The sequence below is a fragment of the Arthrobacter sp. RCC_34 genome, from assembly GCF_041360795.1.
In the GTDB taxonomy this organism is placed as follows: Bacteria; Actinomycetota; Actinomycetes; order Actinomycetales; family Micrococcaceae; genus Arthrobacter_E.
The window spans coordinates 459,273-479,505 of the sequence record NZ_JBFUPW010000004.1; the positions used below are offsets into that span (position 1 = coordinate 459,273).

A 20,233-nucleotide genomic window follows, 5' to 3' on the forward strand; every position below is an offset into this window, starting at 1 on the left:
CGGGTTTCTGCGCTCCGGAGGCCCGTCACGGAGGGACCCACTCCACGGAACCACACGCTTCCAGATGACCTTTCCGCACGCCCCATGACCCCGTGTGCGACGCTCGGTGACGCCGTGATTCCCCGTGTTTCCGCGCGTCACGCATCGTGTCGAACGGCTTTGACGAGGCACTCCGGCGACCGTGAAAGTTGCTGCACCAGCTCTACTTTCGAAAGGTCATCATGAGCTCTGCAAGATCAACCGCTGCGGCCGCCGTCGTCCTCCTCGCCAGCGTTTCCGTGGGGCTCAGCGCCTGCTCAGACCCCGGCGCGAACGCCGCCGGGAACAAGGACGCGTCGCCCGCACCCTCCGCCACCGTCTCCGGCAAGGTCTTCAACCTGACGCCGCAGCAGGACCGGTTCCCGGTCACCGCTGATCCCGCGGCCGCCGCCCTCGTCCCGGACGCCGTGAAGGCCGACGGGAAGCTGACCGTCGCGGTCAGCCCCTTCGCGGCCCCGCTGGCCGTCTACGCCAACGACGACAAGACCCCCGTGGGCAACGAAGTCGACATCGCCTTCGCCGTCGCGGAGAAACTCGGTCTCAAGGCGGAGGTCGTCCCCACCACCTGGGAGAACTGGCCGCTCGGCGTCGCCTCCGGCAAGTACGAGGCCGTCATCTCCAACGTCACCGTGACGGAGGAGCGCAAGGAGAAGTTCGACTTCGCCAGCTACCGCAGCGACAAGCTCGGCTTCTACGCCAAGAACGACAGCTCCATCAGCTCGATTCAGAAGCCGGCCGATGTGGCGGGCAAGAAGATCATCGTGGGCTCCGGCACCAACCAGGAGTCGATCCTGCTGGCCTGGGACGCCGAGAACAAGAAAAACGGCCTGGCCCCCGTCCAGTTCCAGTACTACGACGACGACTCGGCCTCCTCGCTGGCCCTCCAGTCCGGCCGCGCGGACCTCACCCTCGGTCCCAACGCGACCGCCGCTTACAAGGCGGCCAAGAACGGTCAGACGAAGCTCGTGGGTCTCCTCGACGGCGGCTGGCCGCTGAAGGCGAACATCGCCGTCGGCACCAAGAAGGGCAACGGCTTCGCCAAGGCCGCACAGGCCGCCCTGAACGACCTCATCAAGGACGGCACCTACGGCAAGATCCTGGACCGCTGGGGTCTGAAGGAGGAGGGCATCCCCACCTCCGAACTGAACCCTCCGGGCCTGCCGAAGAAGTAGCCCCCTCCGCTACGCCGCGAAGTAACAGCTGACGCCCCTAAAACCGAGTTTTAGGGGCGTCAGCTGTTACTTCGCGGCCGTGAGGGAGGCGCTGCTAGATCAGCGCGTCCGACAGGTGGTTCGGCGTGCCGAAGCGGTGCGCGGTGATGGAGACGGCCTGTTCCTTGAGGAAGGTCAGCAGCTCTACGCGGCCCGCGGCGACGACGTCGTTCGCGTAGATCGCGACGTCCGGCTTGCCGTCGGCCGCTTCGGCGGTCGGCAGCACCGGGGCGCCGATCAGGCGGATGCGGGCCGAGGACTCCGGGCCGTTCTTCGCGGCGAGACGGCCGACGCGGGCGGCCCACGCGGCGTCGTCTTCCAGGATGACCGGCATGCCGGCAGCGCTCAGTGCCTGCACGACGGCGGCGGGCAGCTGCTCCGCGGAGCTCACCACGGTGCCCTCCGGAGTGCGTCCGCCCCACGCAGTGGCCGCGGCGGCGGCGACGCGGACCAGCTCCGCCAGACCCCGGCCCGAAGCGCCGGACTCGAAGCGGATCGTGGCCGGGACGGCGTGGTAACGGAACACGTTGCGCTCGGCGGTCAGGCCGGAGGCGTCACGGGCGGCGCCGAATTCGGCGCCCCAAGCGACGGCGTCGGAGGCGAGAGCGCCTTCGAGCCACGCGAGGTCCTCGGCGCCGAGCTCTGCGGAACGGGCGGCCGCGAGGAGGCCACGGGCCGCAGCGGTCGGGGCGCCGGCGGCGGACACGTCGGCGTCCTTCCAGGAGCCCAGACCCACGAGGTAGTTCGGGCCGCCGGCCTTGGTGCCCGCGCCGACAGCGGACTTCTTCCAGCCGCCGAACGGCTGACGGCGCACGATGGCGCCCGTGATGCCGCGGTTGACGTACAGGTTGCCGGCCTGGATGTTCTGCAGCCAGTAGTCCAGTTCGGCCGGGTCCAGGGAGTGCAGGCCGGAGGTCAGACCGTAGTCGATCTCGTTGACGATCGCGACGGCCTCCTCCAAGGTCTCGGCGGTCATGACGCCGAGGATCGGGCCGAAGTACTCGGTCTTGTGGTACTCGCTGCCGCGCTTCACGCCGGTGCGGACGCCCGGGCTCCACAGCTTGCCGGACTCGTCCAGCTTCTGGGGCTTGAGCAGCCACTGCTCGCCTTCGCCGAGGGTGGTCAGGCCGCGCAGGAGCTTGCCCTGGGCCGGCTCGATGACCGGGCCCATCTGGGTCTGCGGGTCCACGGGGTAGCCGACCTTGAGGGAGCGTGCGGCGTCCTCGAGCTGCTGGTTGAAGCGGCGGGACGTGGCGACGGAGCCCACCAGGACCACCAGGGAGGCGGCGGAGCACTTCTGGCCGGCGTGGCCGAACGCGGACTGGACGACGTCCTTCGCGGCGAGGTCCAGGTCGGCGGAGGGGGTGACGATGATGGCGTTCTTGCCACTCGTCTCGGCCAGCAGCGGCAGGTCCTTGCGGAAGCTGCGGAACAGCTCGGCGGTCTCGTAGCCGCCGGTCAGGATCAGGCGGTCCACGGCCGGGTGGGAGACCAGGCGGGTGCCGAGGTCACGGTCGGCCAGCTGGACGTACTGCAGCACGCTGCGGTCGATGCCTGCCTCATCGAAGGCCTCCCAGAGGGCCTCGACCATGACCGCGCCGGAGCGGCGGGCCTGCTTGGCGGGCTTGATGACGACGGCGGAGCCGGCGGCCAGCGACGCGAGGGTGGAGCCGGCCGGGATGGCGACCGGGAAGTTCCACGGCGGGGTGACGACGGTCAGCTTGGAGGGCACGAAGGTGGCGCCGTCCACGTGGTCGAGTTCCTTGGCGAGCTCGGCGTAGTAGTGGGCGAAGTCGATGGCCTCGGAGACCTCGGGGTCGCCCTGGTCCAGGGTCTTCCCGCACTCGGCGGCCATGACCTCGAGCAGTTCGGCGCGGCGGGCCTCCAGGCGCACGCCGGCGCGGTGCAGGATCTCGGCACGCTGGGCGCCGGTGAGGGAGCCCCACTCGGCGCCGCGCGCGACGGCGGTGGCGATCACGGCGTCGAGCTCTTCCGCGGTGTTCAGCACGTGGGAGTCGGCAGTCGCCAGGCCGAGGGCGGTGCCGGGCACGCGGTCCAGGATGGCGCGGCCCCAGGTGCGGTTGGCCGGGAGGTCCGGGTCGGTGTCCGGGGTGTTGTCGAAGCTGAGGGTCGGGCCGCCGAAGCCGGCCTCGCCGGTGCCGAGCGCGGCGCGGGAGAGCTCCTCCTCGGCCAGGGCCGCGGCGTCGAACGCGCTGCGGTCCTGGACGCGGTTCGGGCCGGGGACGGTGTCGGTCAGAGCTTCCAGGGAGGCGAGGAAGCGGTTCTTCTCGCGCTCGAACAGGCCCTCGTTCTTGTCCAGCTCGAAGACGGCGGACATGAAGTTCTCCTGGCTGGCCCCCTCTTCGAGGCGGCGGATCAGGTAGGCGATGGCGACGTCGAACTCGCCCGGGTGCACGACGGGGGTATAGAGGAGCAGCGAGCCGACGGTGCGCTTCACGGCTTCGGCCTGGCCGGTCGCCATGCCGAGCAGCATCTCGAACTCGAGGCCCTGCTTCACACCGCGTGCCTCGGCGAGCAGGTGGGCGAGCGCCACGTCGAAGAGGTTGTGACCGGCGACGCCGATGCGGACGTTGGCGATGTGCTCGGGGGTCAGCGCGTAGTCGAGGACGGCCTTGTAGGAGGTGTCCGAGTCCTGCTTGCTGCCCCAGGTGGCCAGAGGCCAGCCGTGCAGATCGGCGTCGACCTGCTCCATGGGCAGGTTGGCGCCCTTCACGACGCGGACCTTGATGGGGGCGCCGCCCTGGGCGGTGCGGGCGGCCGACCACTCCTGGAGGCGGATCATGGCGCTCAGGGCGTCCGGGAGGTAGGCCTGGAGCACGATGCCGGCTTCCAGGTCCTTGAACTCGGGGCGGTCGAGGAGCTGGGTGAAGACCGCGATGGTCAGCTCCAGGTCCTTGTACTCCTCCATGTCTAGGTTGATGAACTTGCGGGGGCTGGAGGAGGCGGCCAGGCGGTACAGCGGCGCGAGCTTCTCGATGATGTGCTCGACGGCCTCGTCGAACGCCCAGTGGTTGTGCGGGGCGACCGTGGAGGAGACCTTGATGGAGACGTAGTCGACGTCGGGACGCGCCAGGAGCTTCCGGGTGCCCTCGAGGCGTCGGGAGGCCTCGTTCTGGCCGAGGATCGCCTCACCCAGAAGGTTGACGTTGAGGTGGATGCCGTCCTTCTTGATCTTCTGGATCGAGGCGCCGAGCTTGGCGTCCGTGGCGTCCACGATCAGGTGGCCGACCATCTCGCGCAGCACGCGGCGGGCCACGGGGATGACGACGCCGGGCAGGACCGGGGCGAGGGAGCCGCCCAGGGCGACGGCGGACTTCATGTACCAGGGCAGGAACGCCGGCACCTTGGGGGCGAGGGCCTTGAGGTTGCGGGCGGCGACACTCAGGTCCTCGGGGCGGACGACGCCGTCCACGAAGCCGACGGTGAACGCCAGGCCGTTGGGATCCTTGAGCACGCCGGCCAGCTGAGCCGCGGAGGCGTCCACGGGGATCCGGGAGCCCTCCTCGAGCCAGCGGCGCACCAGGGCGATGGCCTCCGTGGCCAGGTCCTGTGGCCTCACGGATGGCAGTTCGACACGAGCAGGGGTGGTCATGGCGCTCCTTGCACTTCAGTGTTGTCCGCCGGTTCCGGGTTGCGTCACCGGGAGCGGAGAGAGGGGGTGATCGGCGTCCCGTGATTCGACTGTGAATCAGGCCGCCGGATCGATCTGATCATCAGTATGCGCCTCAAGGAAAATTAGGAAAAGTGATGTTTTCTGTAGGATATGGATCAGCTTTAGTGAACTATCAATGCGGCCCTTCCGCGGGGTCGCCGGCACCCCCGAAATGAGGCCCCGATGCTGGAGATCCGCAGGCTCCGACTGCTCCGTGAACTGAGCATCCGCGGGACGCTCGCCGGGGTGGCCGACGCCCTCGCCTACAGCCCGTCCTCCGTCTCCCAGCAGCTCGCTCTCCTGGAGAAGGAAGTGGGCGTTGAGCTCATGCGGAAGTCGGGCCGCGGGGTGCTGCTGACCCCGCAGGCCCAGCTTCTGGCGGAGCACACGGGCGAGCTGCTGGACGCCTTCGAACGGGCCGAGGCCGCCGTGGCCGCGAGCCAGGACGAGATCAGGGGCACCGTGCGGATGGCCGTCTTCCAGAGCGCGATGCTCGCCCTCCTCCCGGCGACGCTCCAGGCCGTGGCCGAACAGCATCCGGCGCTGCGGATCGAAATGGTGCAATACGAACCGGAGACGGCTCTGCACGAGACCTGGGCGCACGGCTTCGATCTGGTGGTCGCGGAGCAGTATCCGCACCATGCCGCGCCCCATCTGCCCGGCCTGGACCGCAAGCCCCTCGTGGAGGACGCGATCCGGCTCGCGGTGCCGCCGGAGAACACCCTGCAGCAGCTCACAGACGCAGCGGACCTGCCGTGGGTCATGGAACCCCGGGGCGCCGCGACCCGGCACTGGGCGGAGCAGGCCTGTCGGCTTGCCGGCTTCGAACCCGATGTCCGGTACGAGACCGCCGACCTCCAGGCGCACATCAGCCTGGTGGAGTCCGGGCACGCCGTAGCGCTTCTCCCCGATCTGATCTGGGTGGGCCGGAGCAAGTCCTCCGTGCGGCTGGTCGATCTGCCCAGCGCTCCCCTGCGCACCGTGTTCACGTCGGCCCGCCTCGCCAGCGTGGGCCACCCGGCCATCACCGCCGTGCGCGACGCCCTCGAGGAGACCGCACGGAGGCTGGATCCCGCGGGGGCGTGAGGGCATCGAGGTTCGGGACCGGCGGCGACAGGCGATCCCCGGGCGGACGTCAGCCACGCTGCGGTGAGCGGCGCGGTTCAGTCCCTCGGCGTTCAGTCCCGCGGCGGCAGCGGGTTCCGGAGCGCGGCAATGCTCGCGCCGAGGAACTCCTCAACCACGTCCAGGTCCTCCCGGTCGAAGGAGCGCACGACGGCGGCGAGTGCGTCGGTCTGATGCTCGACGATGGAGCGCAGCAGCGATTGCGCCCGCTCCGTCGGGAAGAGCAGGTTGGCGCGGCGGTCCCGGGGCGCGGGCTCCCGCCGCAGATAGTCGGCCCGTTCGAGACGGGACACGAGGATGGTGGTGGACGCCGAGGACAGCCCGAGTTGCTTGCCGAGCGCGGTCGCCATGACACCCCACGCGTCGCTCTCGATGAGCAGGTATTCCAGGGCCGCGAGGTCGGTGGCGTTCACCCCGAGTTCGCGGCGCATGCTTTCGCGGGCCCGCTCGGCCGCCACGGTGAACTCGCGGAGGAGCTTGAGGGTGTCGCCTGGGGCGCTGCTGTCGCCGTCGTCGTTCCAGTGCTTGTCGATCAGTTCGAGTGCCATCGAAAGATCAGCCTTTTCCACATCGAGGTGTTTGCGCGGTCCGCACCGGGGCGCGGCCAGAGGCCGCAGCCGCGGGCGGGGAGGCCGTCGGGCCGGCACCCTCACGATGGTGTGGGTCGATGCCGGCTCCGACGGCGCAGGGTCAATTACCCGAGGTCACTTGCCCTTGAAGGCGTCCTTGACGTCCTCGCCGGCCTGCTTGACGTCACCCTTGGCCTGCTGAAGCTTGCCTTCAGCCTCCAGCTTGTGGTTGTCCGTCGCCTCGCCGATGACTTCCTTGGCCTTGCCGACCGCCTGATCGGCAGCGTTCTTGGCCTTGTCGATGAAACTCATGATGCTCGTCCTTTCGTTCGGTGATGGATTCGCCCGGGGATTCCCACCCCGGTCAGAGTGAGACCAGAGACGCCGACTCGGGGAGTCGGCGCAGCCTGGAGGCGGAGCCTCTCTCCACCGCGAACCGGACGTGGCGCTGGACGAAAGCACCGCCCAGCACCTCCTCCAGGTCCGGGATGAGACGCTGCTCCACGAGGGCCATGGCCGCGACGGTGGTCGACGATCCGGCCACCGTGTACACCGCGTGGAGGACCCAGCCGTCGTCGTGCCGCTCGAGGCGGACCTCAGCATCCGCAAGCGCGGTGCTCGCCCTCGCCGCGTTCTCCGCAGCCCTCGCAAGAACGATCTGCCGACTCTCCATGCCATCTCCCGACTTCTCAGGTCCTGCCCTTCAGCAGACATTCCCCGGACACCAGGAATCTCTGGCGTTCCGGCCAACCTGGGCCGACCGGAACTCATGAAGCTAGGCTAACGTATATCTCGCTCATCGAGCTAGTTGTAGATCGAACTTATTTCTGCGGGGTCGGGAGCGGGTGCTGGGAGGGCCCTGAAAACGCCGATGGCCGGCACCCGGAGAGGGCACCGGCCATCGGACGGGCGGGGCGGCGGCAGTACGCTCAGCCCTGCGCCCGCTGACCGTCGATCAGCCGGGGCACGTCCAGCGGATTCTCGTCCCGCAGGGCTTCCGGCAGGAGGTGCTGCGGGAAGCCCTGGTAGGCCACGGGCCGCAGGAAGCGCTCGATCGCCGCGGTCCCCACGGACGTGCTCCCGGAGGCGGTCGTCGCCGGGTACGGGCCGCCGTGCTGCTGCGCGTAGGTCACGGACACCCCGGTGGACCAGCCGTTCCACAGGACCCGGCCGGCCTTGCGGGCCAGCACCTCCACGAGCTCCGCCACCTGGCAGGTGTCCGTGCCTTGGATCGTCGCAGTCAGCTGCCCTTCGAAGCTCTCCGCGAGCGCCACCAGCTGCGCTTCATCCATGTACGTCACGACGACGGCGGTCGGCCCGAAGCACTCCGCCTGCAGCGCGTGCGGATCGGCCAGCATGTCCTCCGCCGTGGTCAGCAGCAGCGTGGGCGACGGCGGATCGGACAGGGGATCCGGCCCCTGCGCCAGGACGCTCAGCTTCGAGTGGCCTTCCAGTTCCTGGAGCACCTCCGTGTAGCCCGCCTGGATGCGGTCATTGAGGAGCGACGTCGCGTCCGGCAGCACGGCGTCGCGGAGCCGGCCTACGAGTGTCGAATCCGCCGGGACGAACAGCGTCCCCGGCTTGGTGCAGAACTGACCGCTGCCCATCGTGAACGATCCGATGAAACCCTCGACGATGCCCTCGGCCCGTTCCACGGCCGCGGCTTCCGTGACGAACACCGGGTTGTTGCTGCCGAGTTCCCCGTAAAACGGGATGGGCGTGGGCCGGGAGGAGGCGATGTCGAACAGGGCCCGGCCGCCCGGGATGGAGCCGGTGAAGGCACCCGCCGCGATCCGGGGGTCCTTCAGGGCTGTGGCCCCGGCCTGCGTGCCGAACAGCAGCCCGAACACGCCCTCCGGCGCCCCGGCGGAGGCCAGCGAAGCGGTCACGACGTTGGCCGTCAGCCGGGACAGCTCCGGGTGACCGGAATGGGCCTTGACGAGCACCGGGCAGCCGGCCGCGAGCGCGGAGGCGGTGTCGCCACCGGCCACCGAGAACGCGAACGGGAAGTTGCTGGCCGAGAACACCAGGACCGGACCCAGCGCCTGCTTGACCCGGCGCAGATCGGGGCGAGGGGCACCCATGGGCCACTCCGGATCGGCGTGGTCGATCCGGGCGTCCAGGTACCCGCCGTCGCGCAGTTCCTGAGCGAAGAGCCGGAGCTGGAAGGTGGTCCGCTTCAGCTCGCCGGTCAGGCGGCCCTCGGCGAGACGCGTCTCGGCCTGGGCCACGGGGATCAGCTCCGCCGCGGCGGCGTCGAGCCCGTCGGCGACGGCCTCCAGCAGCACGGCCCGCTCGGCGGGCCGGAGTGCGGCGAGCGGCGCGGCCGCGGCCTGGACACCGGCCAGCAGGCGCTCGAGCTCGGTCTCGCTGGTGGCTTCGGTGGTCGTGATCGGGGCGTGGGAGGCGCTCATGAAAGGTCCTTTCAGGGTCGGAAGAAGGCGGGGGCTCAGTCGTCGAGCACGTCGAGGGAGGCGAGTTCGGAGATCGGGACCGGCACGGCGAGAGGCCGCTTCGCCGCCGAGGCGAGCGACGCCTGTCCGGCGGGTTCGCCGGGTCCGGCGCCGAGGCAGGAGGCCGCGAAGCCGCACACCCTCCCCTGGCACCAGCCCATGCCCACCCGGGCGAAGGACTTCAGGCTGCGGGAGTCCTCGGCACCGAGGGCGTCCCGGGCCTCGGTGACCGCGGACACCGGCACCTCCTCGCAGCGGCACACCAGGGTCTCCGGCGTGAGCCAGTCCTGCCAGGCCGTGGGCACGGGATGCGCCTGGTGCATGGCCTGGGCGAAGCGGCGGTGCCGGTCGCGGCGGGCGGCGTCCTTCGCGGGCAGGACGACGGCGGCAGGGTCGGCGGCCGCGGTCCCCGCGGCCTGGCCTTCCAACACGGCGAGCACGGCGCCGCCGACGCCGGTCACCTCCCCCGCCAGGAACAGGCCCGGCACGGAGGACTCCTGCCGGTAGTCCACCACGGCAACGAGGGAACCGTCGGCGTCCATGCGGGTCTCGGCTCCCAGGGAGAGCGGCAGTTCCATCTGCGGTGTGAAGCCCCAGCCGAACCCGACCACGTCCACGTCCTCGTAGACGCCGCCGGTGCCGGGGAGCGCGCGGCCGTCGGCGTCGGCCTTCGCCCAGCGCACCGACCGCACCCGCTCCCCTCCTTCGACCGCGGTCACGATGCTGCGCGTCTTGTACGGGATACGGTGCCGGGCGAAGACGCCCGCGTACTCGGCGCCTTCCAGCGCCTTGCCGGGCACGGAGGCCGCGGCCTTCCAGTGTGGGAGCCAGTTCGAGAGGGAGGACGACTCCAGCACCGCCAACACCTCTCCCCCGGCCTCGGCGATGTTCGCGGCCACGGGCAGCAGGAACGGCCCGGTCCCCGCCACCACGAACCGACGTCCCGGAAGCGCGCCGTTGGCTTTGAGGAAGGCCTGGATGCCGCCGGCCGCCATGACCCCGGGGAGGTCCCAGCCGGGCACGGGAAGCTGGCGGTCGTACCCGCCCGGGCACAGCACGAGGCGCGCGGCGTGCACGGTGGGGCCCGCGCCCTCGCCGCCCACCACGGTGCGTGTGGTGCGGAGGGTGAAGCCGCCGGCGTCCCGTGACGCCGTCCAGACCTGCAGCCCGGGCAGGTGATGCACGAGTCCATCCGCGATGCCCGCGCGGAAGCGGCGGCGCAGGTCCAGGAACACGTCCCAGTCGTGGTGGCCGCGCCCGTCGGGATCCGCGTCGCCCACTTCGGGGCGGTGGCGCCAGAACTGCCCGCCCGGCTGATTTGCCGCGTCGACGACGGCGACGACGGCACCCGCCTCCGCTGCCGCGACGGCGGCGGCCAGGCCGGCCGGGCCCGCGCCGACGACGGCGACGTCCACTCGCAGCTCGCTCATCGGGCCTCCTCCGCGCTGTCCGGGGCGCCGGCGTCGTCCGCGAGATTCCCGCGCACGTCCATGCCGTCGCACAGGTCCACGAGGCACGCCCGCTGATTGCTCACCCCGTCCACGGTCACGAGGCAGTCGAAGCAGACGCCGATCCCGCAGAACAGGCCGCGCGGACGGCCCTCCTTCCGGGTCCCGCGCCAGGCGGTCACGCCGCTCGTGACGAGGGCCGCGCCCACCGTCTGGCCGGGGGCGGCGGTGAGGTCCCGGCCGTCGAAGGTGAAGCGGACGGCGTCGTCCAGAGTGCTCATCGGGTGGCCTCCAACGGGGTCGGAGCGACGGCGCCGAATCGCGCCGGGGCGAAAGGGGTGAGGTCGAGGTCGGGGGCGCGGCCGCTGAGGGCCTGCGACAGGAGCTTGCCGGTGCCGACGGAGAGGCCGATCCCGGCGCCCTCGTGACCGGCCGCGTGCCAGAGTCCCGGGGCGCGGTCGTCATGCCCGATCACGGGGAGGTGGTCCGGGCAGTAGGGACGGAAGCCGTGATAGTGCCGGATCGCGCGGACGCCGGCGAGGAACGGGAACAGGCCCGTGGCGTTCTGCGCGAGTCGCCGCAGTGCCTCCGTGCTGACCGTCCGGTCGAAGCCGACGCGTTCGCGGGTGGAGCCGATCAGGATGGTGCCGCCGGGCGTCCCCTCGACCACCGGGGAGGCCTGCAGGCCGGCGTCGGAGCTGCCGACGTTGTCGATGTACTCGGCCGCGTACACCTTGTGATGGACCATGGGCGGGAGAGGTTCGGTGACCATGACGAAGCCGCGGCGCGGCATGACGGGGACGTTGACGCCCGCGAGCGCGCCGATCTCCCCGGCCCAGGTCCCCGTGCAGTTGACCACGTTCCCGGCGGGGAAGTCGCCCCGCGTGGTCCGGACTCCGGTGACGCGGTCGCCGTCGCGCATCATGGCGGTGACGGTGGCGCCCGCGTGGAACACGGCGCCCGCCTCGGTGGCCAGCCGCACGAGGTGCGCGGCCACCAGCATGGGCTGGACCTGCGAATCCTCCGGGTAGTACGCGCCGCCGAGCGCGTCAGGGGTGATGTGCGGTTCGGCGCGGCGCAGGGCGGCCGGGTCCAGTTCTTCGACCACGACGCCGAAACCGCGCTGCACTCCCATCACCCGGTGCAGGGACTCCAGGCTGCTGGGCCGCGAGGCGACGATGATGCCGCCCTTCGCCTCGAACTCCCAGAGGTGACGGTGTTCGGCGAGCTCGCCCTTCCAGACGGAGAGCGAATAGCGGGTGAGCTCGAGTTCCGGGCCGAGTTCCTTGTCCGAGACGAGGATGTTCCCCTCACAGGCCGACGACGTCCCGCTGGCGGGAAGGCCCTGGTCCACGATCGTCACGGACAGTCCGGCCTTCGCCGCGAAGTAGGCGGTGGCGGCGCCGATCACTCCCGCGCCGATCACCAGGACATCGCAGGCCCTGCTCATGGGTACTCCTTGGGGTTAGGGTGCCGGTGGCCGGCTGGGGTCGTGCTGACCGGATTCCTGGTGACCCGTGGCCCAGAGACCGCGGGTGTGCCCGAGGTGACGGCGCATGAGGGCTTCCGCCCCCGCGGCGTCGCCGGCCTGGATGAGGTCCAGGAGTTCGTCGTGCTCCTTGGCGGAGCTGGACAGCTGGTGGTTGTCGCTGAGGGTCCTCAGCCCGTACATCCGGGTCCGCATGCGGAGCCGGGTGGCGAGGTCCTCCAGCTGGCTGTTGCCGTAGAAGCTGAGGAGCTCGCTGTGGAAGGTGCGGTCGTTGACGAGGTACGCGGTCAGATCGCCTTCTTCCGCCGCGGTGACGATGGCGGCGGCCAGCGTCCGCAGGCGGGGGAACGCGCTCTCCGGGATCCGGCCGGGAAGCTTCCCGACCGTGGGCGCCTCGATCATGAGGCGGATCTCGGTGATCTCGTCCAGCTCCTCCTCGCTCACCCCGAGGACCCGAAAGCCCTTGTTCTTCACGGTCTCCACGAGACCCTCGCGGGCGAGGTCCATCATGGCCTCCCGGACGGGGGTGGCGGACACCCCGAACACGGCGCCCAGCGCGGGCGCGGAGTACAGGGTCCCCTCCTCCAAGCTGCCGGCGATGATGGCCGCGCGCAGGGACTCCGTCACGCTCTCCCGCAGGTTCGGCTTGGGGGCGATCGGGGCGAGGGGCAGATCAGACACGGGGTTCACGGCTGTCACTCCTGGGGTGCTCATGGGATGGTCCCCCCTTCATACACCATCGCGGCCGTGACGAGGTCCTCCCAGGCCATGCCCACGCCCGCGTAAAGACAGGGTTTTCCGGGGGTCCGTGCGATCCCGTCGACCACCAGGTCCCGCAGATTTGCCGGCCGGATCCGCTGCCACTCCTCCGCGCTGCGCGCCGGGATCAGATCGCCGGCCTCCCGCAGCGCCGAGGCGCGCCCCTCGACCACCACGTCACTGCGGTGGACCAGTTCGGCGTCGATCTCGCGGGCGTCCAGGCCGTGCTGCCCGACGGCGGCCACCACGGCGTCCGGTGCGACGGCGGCGCCGTGGAAGAGCGGCGTCGTGGACGTGGTGGCGCAGAGGATCACGTCCGCCGTGCCGACGTCCGCGGCGGCCCGGGCCTCGACGTCGACACCCTCGGCGGCCAGGGTCTCCACGAGGGCGCGGACACGGTCCTCGCTGCGGCCGACGACGCCGAGCCGCGCCCCCGGGATCAGGGCGTGCGCGGCGCGCAGATGATTGAGCGCCTGGACGCCCGCGCCGAACACCAGGACTTTCGGGTTCTCCGGGGCGCCGCCCGGCGTGGCCGCGAGGATCCGCGTGACCGCCAGCAGGGTGACGGCCGGGGTCCGGATGGCCGTCAGCTCGGTCCCGTCCATGAGGGCCACCGGGGCGAGGGTGTCCGAACTGTAGAGCACGTACACCCCCTGGATCTTCTCGAGACCCCGCGCGGGGTTCCCGGGGGCCACGGTCAGGGCCTTCACACCGCTGTACCGGGCGCCGGAGGCCGGCATCAGGAGGAACTCGCCGCCCGGCGCCGGGCTGAAGACGCGGGGGCCATCCTGCTCAGGGTCCACCTCATGGCGGAGCGCCGCGGCCAGGGCGTCCACCGCGGCACGCCAGGGGGCGCGGGAGCGGACCTGCGCGGCGTCGAAGTACGGCAGGCTCATAGGAGGAACCCCTCCTGGAACGGATCGCTCGGGTCAAGGAAGTACTGCGCGGTCCCCGTGATCCAGGCGCGGCCCGTCACGGTGGGGACCACGGCGGGGCGGCCGGCCACCTCGGTCTCGGCCACGAGGCGCCCGATGAACTGGGAGCCGATGTAGGACTCGTTGACGAAGTCCGTGTTCAGGGCGAGTTCGCCGCGGGCGTGCAGCTGCGCCATTCGGGCGCTCGTTCCGGTGCCGCACGGTGAGCGGTCGAACCAGCCCGGGTGGATGGCCATTGCGTGACGGGAGTGCTGCGCGGTGGACCCGGGGGCCTGAAGGTACACGTGGTGGCAGGCGCGGATGTCCGGGCGTTCCGGGTGCACCGGCTCGTCCGTGGCGTTGATGGCGTCCATGATCGCGAGGCCGGCCTTGAGCAGATCGTCCTTGCGCTCCCGTTCGAACGGCAGCCCCAGATCCTCCAGCTTCACGACGGCGTAGAAGTTGCCGCCGAACGCCAGGTCATACGGCACGGCGCCGTAGCCCGGGACGTCGACGGTGGCGTCGAGCCGGTCCACGAAGGACGGCACATTGCGGATCGTCACCGACTCGGCGTGCCCGTCCTTCACGGCCACCTCCGCGATGACCAGCCCGGCCGGGGTGTCCAGCCGCACCGTGGTCACGGGTTCCACCACCTCGACCATGCCCGTCTCCACGAGCACCGTCGCCACGCCAATCGTCCCGTGACCGCACATGGGCAGCAGCCCCGACACCTCGATGTAGAGGACGCCGAAGTCCGCATCAGGACGGGTGGACGGCTGCAGGATCGCGCCGCTCATCGAGGCGTGACCCCGGGGTTCGTACATGAGGAGCGTGCGGATCCAGTCACTGTTCTCCATGAACCAGAGGCGCTTCTCCGCCATCGTGGCGCCCGGGATGGTCCCGACGCCGCCCGTGATCACCCGGGTGGGCATCCCCTCGGTGTGTGAGTCGACGGCATGAAAGACGCGCTTGGTCCGCATCGTTGCTCCTAGGGTCGGTGGGTGGATTTCGTCGAGGTTTCAGGCGTCCGGGAAGTCGCGCATCGCAGCCGCAGCCGCCCTGAAGGTCGTCCCACGACCGAAGGCCGGCGCAGGCTGTGTCTAAGCGACGTCGGACGCCTGAAACCTCGGGGCCCTGAGTTTATTTGTAACCCTTGGCGAGCACGGCTTCGGTGTCCCGGGTGATCGCGGCGACCGTTTCCGGGGAGAGGGGGCCGCGCGGCGGGCGGGTCACGCCGCCTCGCTGCCCCACGATGTCCTGGGAGAGCTTGATCGCCTGGACGAACTCGGTCTTGCTGTCCCAGCGCATCAGCGGGTGCAGATCGCGGTAGATGTCGCGCGCCCGGGCCAGGTCGTCGCCCTGGTCCGAGATGGCCAGGCGGTAGAGCTCCATGGAGATCTCCGGGATGGCGTTCGGGTACCCGGACACCCAGCCCACGGCCCCGGCGAGGCCGAGCTCCAGGACGGTGTCGTCGGCGCCCATGATGATGTCCAGCTCCGGGGCGAGTTCCTTGATCTCGTAGGGACGGCGGACATCGCCGCTGAACTCCTTGACGCCCACGATCAGGCCCTCGCCGTGGAGGCGGGCCAGCAGCCTCGGCGTCAGGTCCACCTTGGTGTCGATCGGGTTGTTGTACGCCACGATCGGGAGTCCGGCCTTGGCCACCAGACGGTAGTGCTCCACCACCTCGTCCTCGTTGGCACGGTAGGTGTTCGGCGGCAGTGCCAGAACGGACTGCGCCCCGGCCTCCGCGGCCTGTTCGGCCCAGCGGAGGGACTGCAGGCCGCCATACGCGCCGACGCCGGCCATGACGGTGAAGCCTTCGGGTGCGGCCTCGATGGCGGTGGTGATGACGCGGGCCCGCTCCTCGTCGGAGAGGGTCTGGTACTCGCCCAGCGACCCGTTGGGGGCGACACCATCGCAGCCGCCGGCCGCGAGGAAGGCGATGTTCTGGGCGTACGCGTCGTAATCCACGCTCAGGTCGTCGTTGAACGGGAGGGTGGTGGCGACGTGGACTCCACGCCACGGCTTACGGACTTCGGTCATTTCCGGTTCCTTTCAGGGAGGCGGCTCAGCGCCACGGGGGCAGCCGCACTGTGAGTCGCCTCACAGGATTAATTTACCATGTGACATTGCACAATAGGGAAGGATGATGCCGGGGCTTTCGCCCCGGCATCAGGGGGTGAATCAGCTGGCGGGGACCACGTACTGCTGGTCGGCCACCTTGCCCAGGCCCTCGGTGAGGCCCGCGCCCGTCAGGAGCTTGGTGATGGTGCCGTCCTTGCGCTGCGACTCGATGCCGTCACTGAGTGCCTGCTTCAGGCTGGTGTTGCCCTTCGTCAGCGGGAAGGCCGCTTCCGGCGAGTGCGTGATGGCGCCGACGCGGGGGTCCGGCTTGTCGTTGGCCAGGGAGACCGTGATGCCCTTGGCGTCCTTGAACTGCAGCACCTGCACGCCGTATGCGTCCACATCCGCGTCCAGACGGCCGGCGTCGAAGTCCGCCTTCAGCTCCACGCTGGAGGGGTAGGTGACCAGTTTGTCGCCCAGGATCTTCTTGAGGTCCTCGACCCAGAGGTACCCGTCGATCGTGCCGACCTTGTTCATCTTCTCCAGATCGGCCACCGTCTTGGCGCCGGTCTTCGTGGCGATGCCCATGCCGTCCAGGTAGGTGGAGGCGGAGAAGTCCACAGCCTTCAGGCGCTTCTCGGTCGCGTCGATCGTGCCCACGGCCAGGTCGATGCTGCCGCCCGAGATCGACTGCACGGCATCGGCGTAGGTCGCCTGCTGGTAGACCGGGGTCAGGCATTCGTCCTTGGCGATCTTGTCCACGATCGAGATGTCGATGCCGGTCGGCTTGCCGCTGTTGTAGCTGCTGAAGGGCGGGATGTCGATGACGCCGACAGTCAGCTTGCCCGAGGCGACCGTGGTGACGCCCTGGTGCTTCGGCGTGCAGTCGGCCGACGCCGTCGTCGAACCGGAGCTTCCGCAGGCCGTCAGGCCGACCCCTGCGAGGAGGACGACGGCGGCCAGCGCACCGGGGCGCTTGAGCTTCTGGATTTTCATGGGGTTCCTCTCAAAGGGGGTGGTGGGAGTTTCAGAGGCCGGGTCAGGCATGACGGGACATGCGCTTTTCGAAGTAGACGGTGATCCACGTGGCCGGCATGGAGATCGCGGCGTAGCAGATGCCCGCCAGGGTGAAGATCTGCAGGTAATTGAAGTCCTGGCTGCCGATGTTGTAGGCGGACTTCATCAGTTCCGGGACCGCGATGGCGTAAGCGAGCGAGGTGCCCTGGAACATCTGGATGGCCACGCCCATCAGGCCCGGGATCGCCGACCGCATGCCCTGCGGCATGACGACCCGGAAGAACGTGTCCCGGGAGGACAGGCCCAGGACCTGAGCCGCCTCCGTCTGCCCGCGGGCCACCGACTGCAGGCCCGCACGGATGATCTCGCTCGAGTACGCCGCGGCGTTCCACACCAAGGCGATGCACGCCGCCTGGATGCTTTCGAACGCGATGCCGAACTTCGGCAGCCCGTAGTACACGAGGTACAGGATCACCAGGGCGGGGGCGCCACGGCCCACCTCCACGATGGCCAGGCCGAGGGTCCGGATGACCAGGTTCTTGTGCTGCACCATGACACTCAGGAGCAGGCCGAGCGGGTAGCCGATCACGATCGACACTCCGGCGATGAAGAGGCTCACACCGAGCCCGGACAGCATCTGGGGCATGTAGCCCGCCCATTGCTGAAGCCAGTTCATACGAAGATCGCCTTCCTCATGCGAGCGTCGAGACGGCGGGACAGGAAGGCCACCGGCAGGCTCAGGACGATGTAGATGACGCCCACGATCACGTACGGGAGGATGCCCTCGACCGTGGGATGCTGACGGGCGAACGACTGGGACTGGAACACCATCTCCGCCACGATGATGGTGGAAGCGATGGAGGAGTCCTTCAGCAGGCCCACGAGGTACGTGGCGATGGACGGGGAGACGATCCGGAACGCCTGCGGGATCACGACGCCGAAGAAGGTGGTCGCGCCGGACAGACCCAGCGCCTTGGACGCCTCCAGCTGGCCACGCGGCACGGCCTGGATGCCGCCGCGGTAGATCTCGGCCAGGTAGGCGATCGACACCACGCCCAGGCCCACGATCGCGGCGTTGACGGGGTCGAACTTGAAGGTCCCCAGGTGGATGCCGAACTTCAGCAGGAACAGCCAGACGATGATCGGCACGCCGCGGATCAGGTCCACGAGCAGTCGCGCGGCCCAGCGCAGCGGCGCCACGGGCGAGGTCAGGGCCAGGGAGAGCGGGACCGCTCCGACGATGCCGATGGCGAACGCGGCCAGCGTCAGCCACAGCGTCATGGGCAGGCCCTGCACGACGGCGGTGAGCGCTTCCATGTCAGCGCTCCAGGACGGCGCGCAGGAAGCGGCGGGTGCGCGCCTCCTGCGGGTCGCTCATGATGGCGCGCGGATCGCCCTGCTCGATGATCTTGCAGTCCGCCATCACCACGAGGGTGTCGGAGACGTCGCGGGCGAACTGCATCTCGTGCGTCACCACCACCATGGTCATGCCGTCCGCCGCGAGCTCCCGCATGACGGCCAGCACTTCCAGGCCGACCTCGGGGTCCAGGGCGGAGGTCGGCTCATCGAAGAGCATGATCGACGGGTCCAGGGCGAGCGCCCGGGCGATGGCGATGCGCTGCTGCTGGCCGCCGGAGCAGCGGCCGGGATGCTGGTTCGCCTTCTCCTTGAGGCCTACGCGCTCGAGCAGCTGCATGGCCCGCTCGTCGGCCTCCTCCTTGCTGCGGCCCAGCACCCGCTGCTGCGGGAAGCTGATGTTCTTCAGCGCCGTCATGTGCGGGAAGAGGTTGAAGGACTGGAAGACCATGCCGACGGCGCTGCGCAGGCGGGCCAGGTCCTTGGGGGCGATGTTCTTCCCGGGTTCGATCGTGTGCCCGGCCACCCGGATGGTGCCGCCATCCGGCTGCTCCAGGAGGTTGATGCACCGCAGGAAGGTGCTCTTCCCGGCGCCGGAGGGGCCGATCAATGCCGTGACGGTTCCGGGCTCCACGTCCAGGGACACATCATCCAGGACCACATGGTCGCCGTAGTGCTTCCTGATGTTCTCCAGCTGGATGCCGAGCCGTGGCACCCGGTGCGCTTCGGTGGGGGTTGATTTCGCCATGCCTGTCTTCCCTGCCAGGGCCGGAGCTCCGACCACGTGAGTGCCATGTGATTCACATCACTGGCTCGGTACAATGTTACATGTCACGTGCCGTGGGTCAAGGGTGTTCTCCGGGGGATTTTCCGAGAGGGCTTTCTTGCCGGATCCTCGCGCAGCTCCCCCTCGCAGGCGCCGCTGTTCTTTCCGTGGCGGCGATGATTGACTGGGCCGGTGGCTGACATCCCGCACCATCTCGACATCGCCGGCACGGCGTTCACCCTCATCGACGCACCCGAGCCCATCGCCTGCTGGACGGCATCGCTCGAGGCCACCGGCGGAGGAGCCTCCCCCACGGTGAACATCATCGTGGAGCCCGCGGCGCAGCCCGGACCCGATGTCCTCCAGCTCACCGCTGAGGTGATCGCCCGCTTCGACGAACTCGTCGACACCGCCGGGGCGTACCTACGGGAAGAGCTCAGCGAACCCGGCTTCGGCCTGCGCGACGACGAACTCCAGGCGCTGCGGAGCGACCAACCACCGTTCGGCGAACCCGAGGCGGTCATCTGGGACGACGGCGGCTGGATGCTCCGGTTCACGGAATCGCCGCTGGAGCTCGCGGATCCCTACGGCATCGGCGTGCTGTTCGAGGGCATGACCCCCTCAGCGGTCGAGGACCTGTCCGACCCCGACCCTGCCTGAGCGCCATCACGACGACGGGCGGGGAGCCGGAACTTCCGTTCCGGCTCCCCGCCCGTGCCGCGCCCCGCCCGCAGTGTCCGCACCGTCGAGCGGACCCGCTCAGCCCATCGTCTTCTGACCGTCCAGGGCTTCCCGGATGATGTCCGCGTGCCCGGCGTGCTGGGTGGTCTCGGCGATGATGTGGATCAGCGTCCGGCGAGCCGACCACGCGCGGGCCTCCCCCCAGGGCGTCTCGGGAAGGTCGTGCGAGACCCCGAGATCCTCCAGCCCCTCGACCGCGCGCTCGGTCTCCTCCGCCGCCGCCCGGTAGTCCTCCAGCGCGCCGGCGAGCGTCTCGCCGTCGGTCAGCCGGAATCCGTCGGCGTAGCGGGCGAAATCCTCCTCGGTCAGGTTCGAGAAGCTGCTCGTCGCGGCCGCCGACTCCGGGCCGTTCACGATGAAGTCGACCCAGTGCCGTTCCACCGACGTGACGTGCTTGATCAGGCCTCCGAGCGTCAGTTCGCTGACCGTGGTGCGCTTTCGGGCATCCTCCTCGTTCACCCCGCGGCAGGTGTAGCTGAGGAACTCGCGCGCCTGGGCTAGGGCGCCCAGCAGATCGGCCTTCTCGCCCGTGCCCACAGCGTTGATCATCCGTGCAGTCATGACATCTCCTTGGTCGTTCCGGTCTTGATGTCTTCAACGCTACGC

General features: G+C 69.8%; 20 protein-coding genes. 3 read left to right on the plus strand and 17 right to left on the minus strand.

Going from position 1 to position 20,233, the window contains the following annotated elements; genetic code table 11:
- Positions 1–221 precede the first annotated feature (221 nt).
- Positions 222–1,211 carry an ABC transporter substrate-binding protein gene (locus AB6732_RS16580; protein WP_370960984.1) on the plus strand — a complete coding sequence of 330 codons (990 nt, stop codon included), beginning with the start codon at positions 222–224 and terminating at the stop codon, positions 1,209–1,211.
- A 94-nt stretch (positions 1,212–1,305) separates the two neighbouring features.
- Here the strand turns inward: AB6732_RS16580 and AB6732_RS16585 are convergent, their stop codons facing one another.
- Entirely contained in the window at positions 1,306–4,863 is a 3,558-nt protein-coding gene (locus tag AB6732_RS16585) for a proline dehydrogenase family protein (RefSeq protein WP_370960985.1), read from the minus strand.
- 243 nt (positions 4,864–5,106) lie between these two features.
- Here AB6732_RS16585 and AB6732_RS16590 point away from each other — a divergent pair, with 243 nt between their 5' ends.
- Complete coding sequence (locus AB6732_RS16590) at positions 5,107–6,009, plus strand: LysR family transcriptional regulator (protein WP_370960986.1); 903 nt, start codon at positions 5,107–5,109, stop codon at positions 6,007–6,009.
- Between the two features lie 92 nt (positions 6,010–6,101).
- Here the strand turns inward: AB6732_RS16590 and AB6732_RS16595 are convergent, their stop codons facing one another.
- The 15 genes from AB6732_RS16595 to AB6732_RS16665 all read right to left on the minus strand — a co-directional run bounded on the left by AB6732_RS16595 (position 6,102) and on the right by AB6732_RS16665 (position 18,868).
- Positions 6,102–6,596, minus strand: a complete 495-nt coding sequence (locus AB6732_RS16595) for a MarR family winged helix-turn-helix transcriptional regulator (RefSeq protein ID WP_370960987.1) — start codon at positions 6,594–6,596, stop codon at positions 6,102–6,104.
- A 156-nt stretch (positions 6,597–6,752) separates the two neighbouring features.
- The gene (locus AB6732_RS16600) at positions 6,753–6,929 is read right to left on the minus strand and encodes a CsbD family protein (RefSeq protein ID WP_066216585.1); all 177 of its coding nucleotides are present in this window, start codon (positions 6,927–6,929) and stop codon (positions 6,753–6,755) included.
- A 52-nt stretch (positions 6,930–6,981) separates the two neighbouring features.
- A complete protein-coding gene (locus AB6732_RS16605) occupies positions 6,982–7,290 on the minus strand; it encodes a hypothetical protein (protein WP_370960988.1) in 309 nt (102 codons plus the stop codon).
- Positions 7,291–7,546: 256 nt separating this feature from the next.
- The gene (locus AB6732_RS16610) at positions 7,547–9,031 is read right to left on the minus strand and encodes an aldehyde dehydrogenase (NADP(+)) (RefSeq protein WP_370960989.1); all 1,485 of its coding nucleotides are present in this window, start codon (positions 9,029–9,031) and stop codon (positions 7,547–7,549) included.
- Between the two features lie 35 nt (positions 9,032–9,066).
- On the minus strand, positions 9,067–10,500 hold the full coding sequence (locus tag AB6732_RS16615) for an FAD-dependent oxidoreductase (RefSeq protein WP_370960990.1): 1,434 nt from the start codon (positions 10,498–10,500) through the stop codon (positions 9,067–9,069).
- Positions 10,497–10,799: a (2Fe-2S)-binding protein gene (locus AB6732_RS16620; RefSeq protein ID WP_370960991.1), complete on the minus strand. Its 303-nt coding sequence runs from the start codon at positions 10,797–10,799 to the stop codon at positions 10,497–10,499. The genes AB6732_RS16615 and AB6732_RS16620 overlap by 4 nt, the downstream gene beginning before the upstream one ends.
- Positions 10,796–11,968, minus strand: coding sequence for an NAD(P)/FAD-dependent oxidoreductase (locus tag AB6732_RS16625; protein ID WP_370960992.1), 1,173 nt, complete (start codon positions 11,966–11,968; stop codon positions 10,796–10,798). Before AB6732_RS16625 ends, AB6732_RS16620 begins: the two co-directional genes overlap by 4 nt.
- A gap of 15 nt (positions 11,969–11,983) precedes the next feature.
- Positions 11,984–12,721, minus strand: coding sequence for a GntR family transcriptional regulator (locus AB6732_RS16630; RefSeq protein WP_370960993.1), 738 nt, complete (start codon positions 12,719–12,721; stop codon positions 11,984–11,986).
- On the minus strand, positions 12,718–13,662 hold the full coding sequence (locus AB6732_RS16635; protein WP_370960994.1) for an ornithine cyclodeaminase family protein: 945 nt from the start codon (positions 13,660–13,662) through the stop codon (positions 12,718–12,720). The genes AB6732_RS16630 and AB6732_RS16635 overlap by 4 nt, the downstream gene beginning before the upstream one ends.
- Complete coding sequence (locus tag AB6732_RS16640; protein ID WP_370960995.1) at positions 13,659–14,660, minus strand: proline racemase family protein; 1,002 nt, start codon at positions 14,658–14,660, stop codon at positions 13,659–13,661. The genes AB6732_RS16635 and AB6732_RS16640 overlap by 4 nt, the downstream gene beginning before the upstream one ends.
- Before the next feature lie 160 nt (positions 14,661–14,820).
- Positions 14,821–15,726, minus strand: coding sequence for a dihydrodipicolinate synthase family protein (locus AB6732_RS16645; protein WP_066216546.1), 906 nt, complete (start codon positions 15,724–15,726; stop codon positions 14,821–14,823).
- A 141-nt stretch (positions 15,727–15,867) separates the two neighbouring features.
- Positions 15,868–16,743: a substrate-binding periplasmic protein gene (locus AB6732_RS16650; RefSeq protein ID WP_370960996.1), complete on the minus strand. Its 876-nt coding sequence runs from the start codon at positions 16,741–16,743 to the stop codon at positions 15,868–15,870.
- 43 nt (positions 16,744–16,786) lie between these two features.
- The gene (locus tag AB6732_RS16655) at positions 16,787–17,440 is read right to left on the minus strand and encodes an amino acid ABC transporter permease (RefSeq protein WP_370960997.1); all 654 of its coding nucleotides are present in this window, start codon (positions 17,438–17,440) and stop codon (positions 16,787–16,789) included.
- Entirely contained in the window at positions 17,437–18,081 is a 645-nt protein-coding gene (locus AB6732_RS16660; RefSeq protein WP_066216538.1) for an amino acid ABC transporter permease, read from the minus strand. The genes AB6732_RS16655 and AB6732_RS16660 overlap by 4 nt, the downstream gene beginning before the upstream one ends.
- 1 nt (position 18,082) lies before the next feature.
- Positions 18,083–18,868 (minus strand): amino acid ABC transporter ATP-binding protein, encoded by a 786-nt coding sequence (locus AB6732_RS16665; protein WP_370960998.1) that lies wholly within the window; start codon positions 18,866–18,868, stop codon positions 18,083–18,085.
- Positions 18,869–19,078: 210 nt separating this feature from the next.
- Between AB6732_RS16665 and AB6732_RS16670 the strand changes: the two genes are divergently transcribed.
- Complete coding sequence (locus tag AB6732_RS16670) at positions 19,079–19,546, plus strand: hypothetical protein (protein ID WP_370960999.1); 468 nt, start codon at positions 19,079–19,081, stop codon at positions 19,544–19,546.
- Positions 19,547–19,645: 99 nt separating this feature from the next.
- On the opposite strand, the gene AB6732_RS16675 is transcribed toward AB6732_RS16670, so the two are convergent.
- Positions 19,646–20,188, minus strand: a complete 543-nt coding sequence (locus AB6732_RS16675; protein WP_370961000.1) for a DinB family protein — start codon at positions 20,186–20,188, stop codon at positions 19,646–19,648.
- Positions 20,189–20,233: the final 45 nt, after the last annotated feature.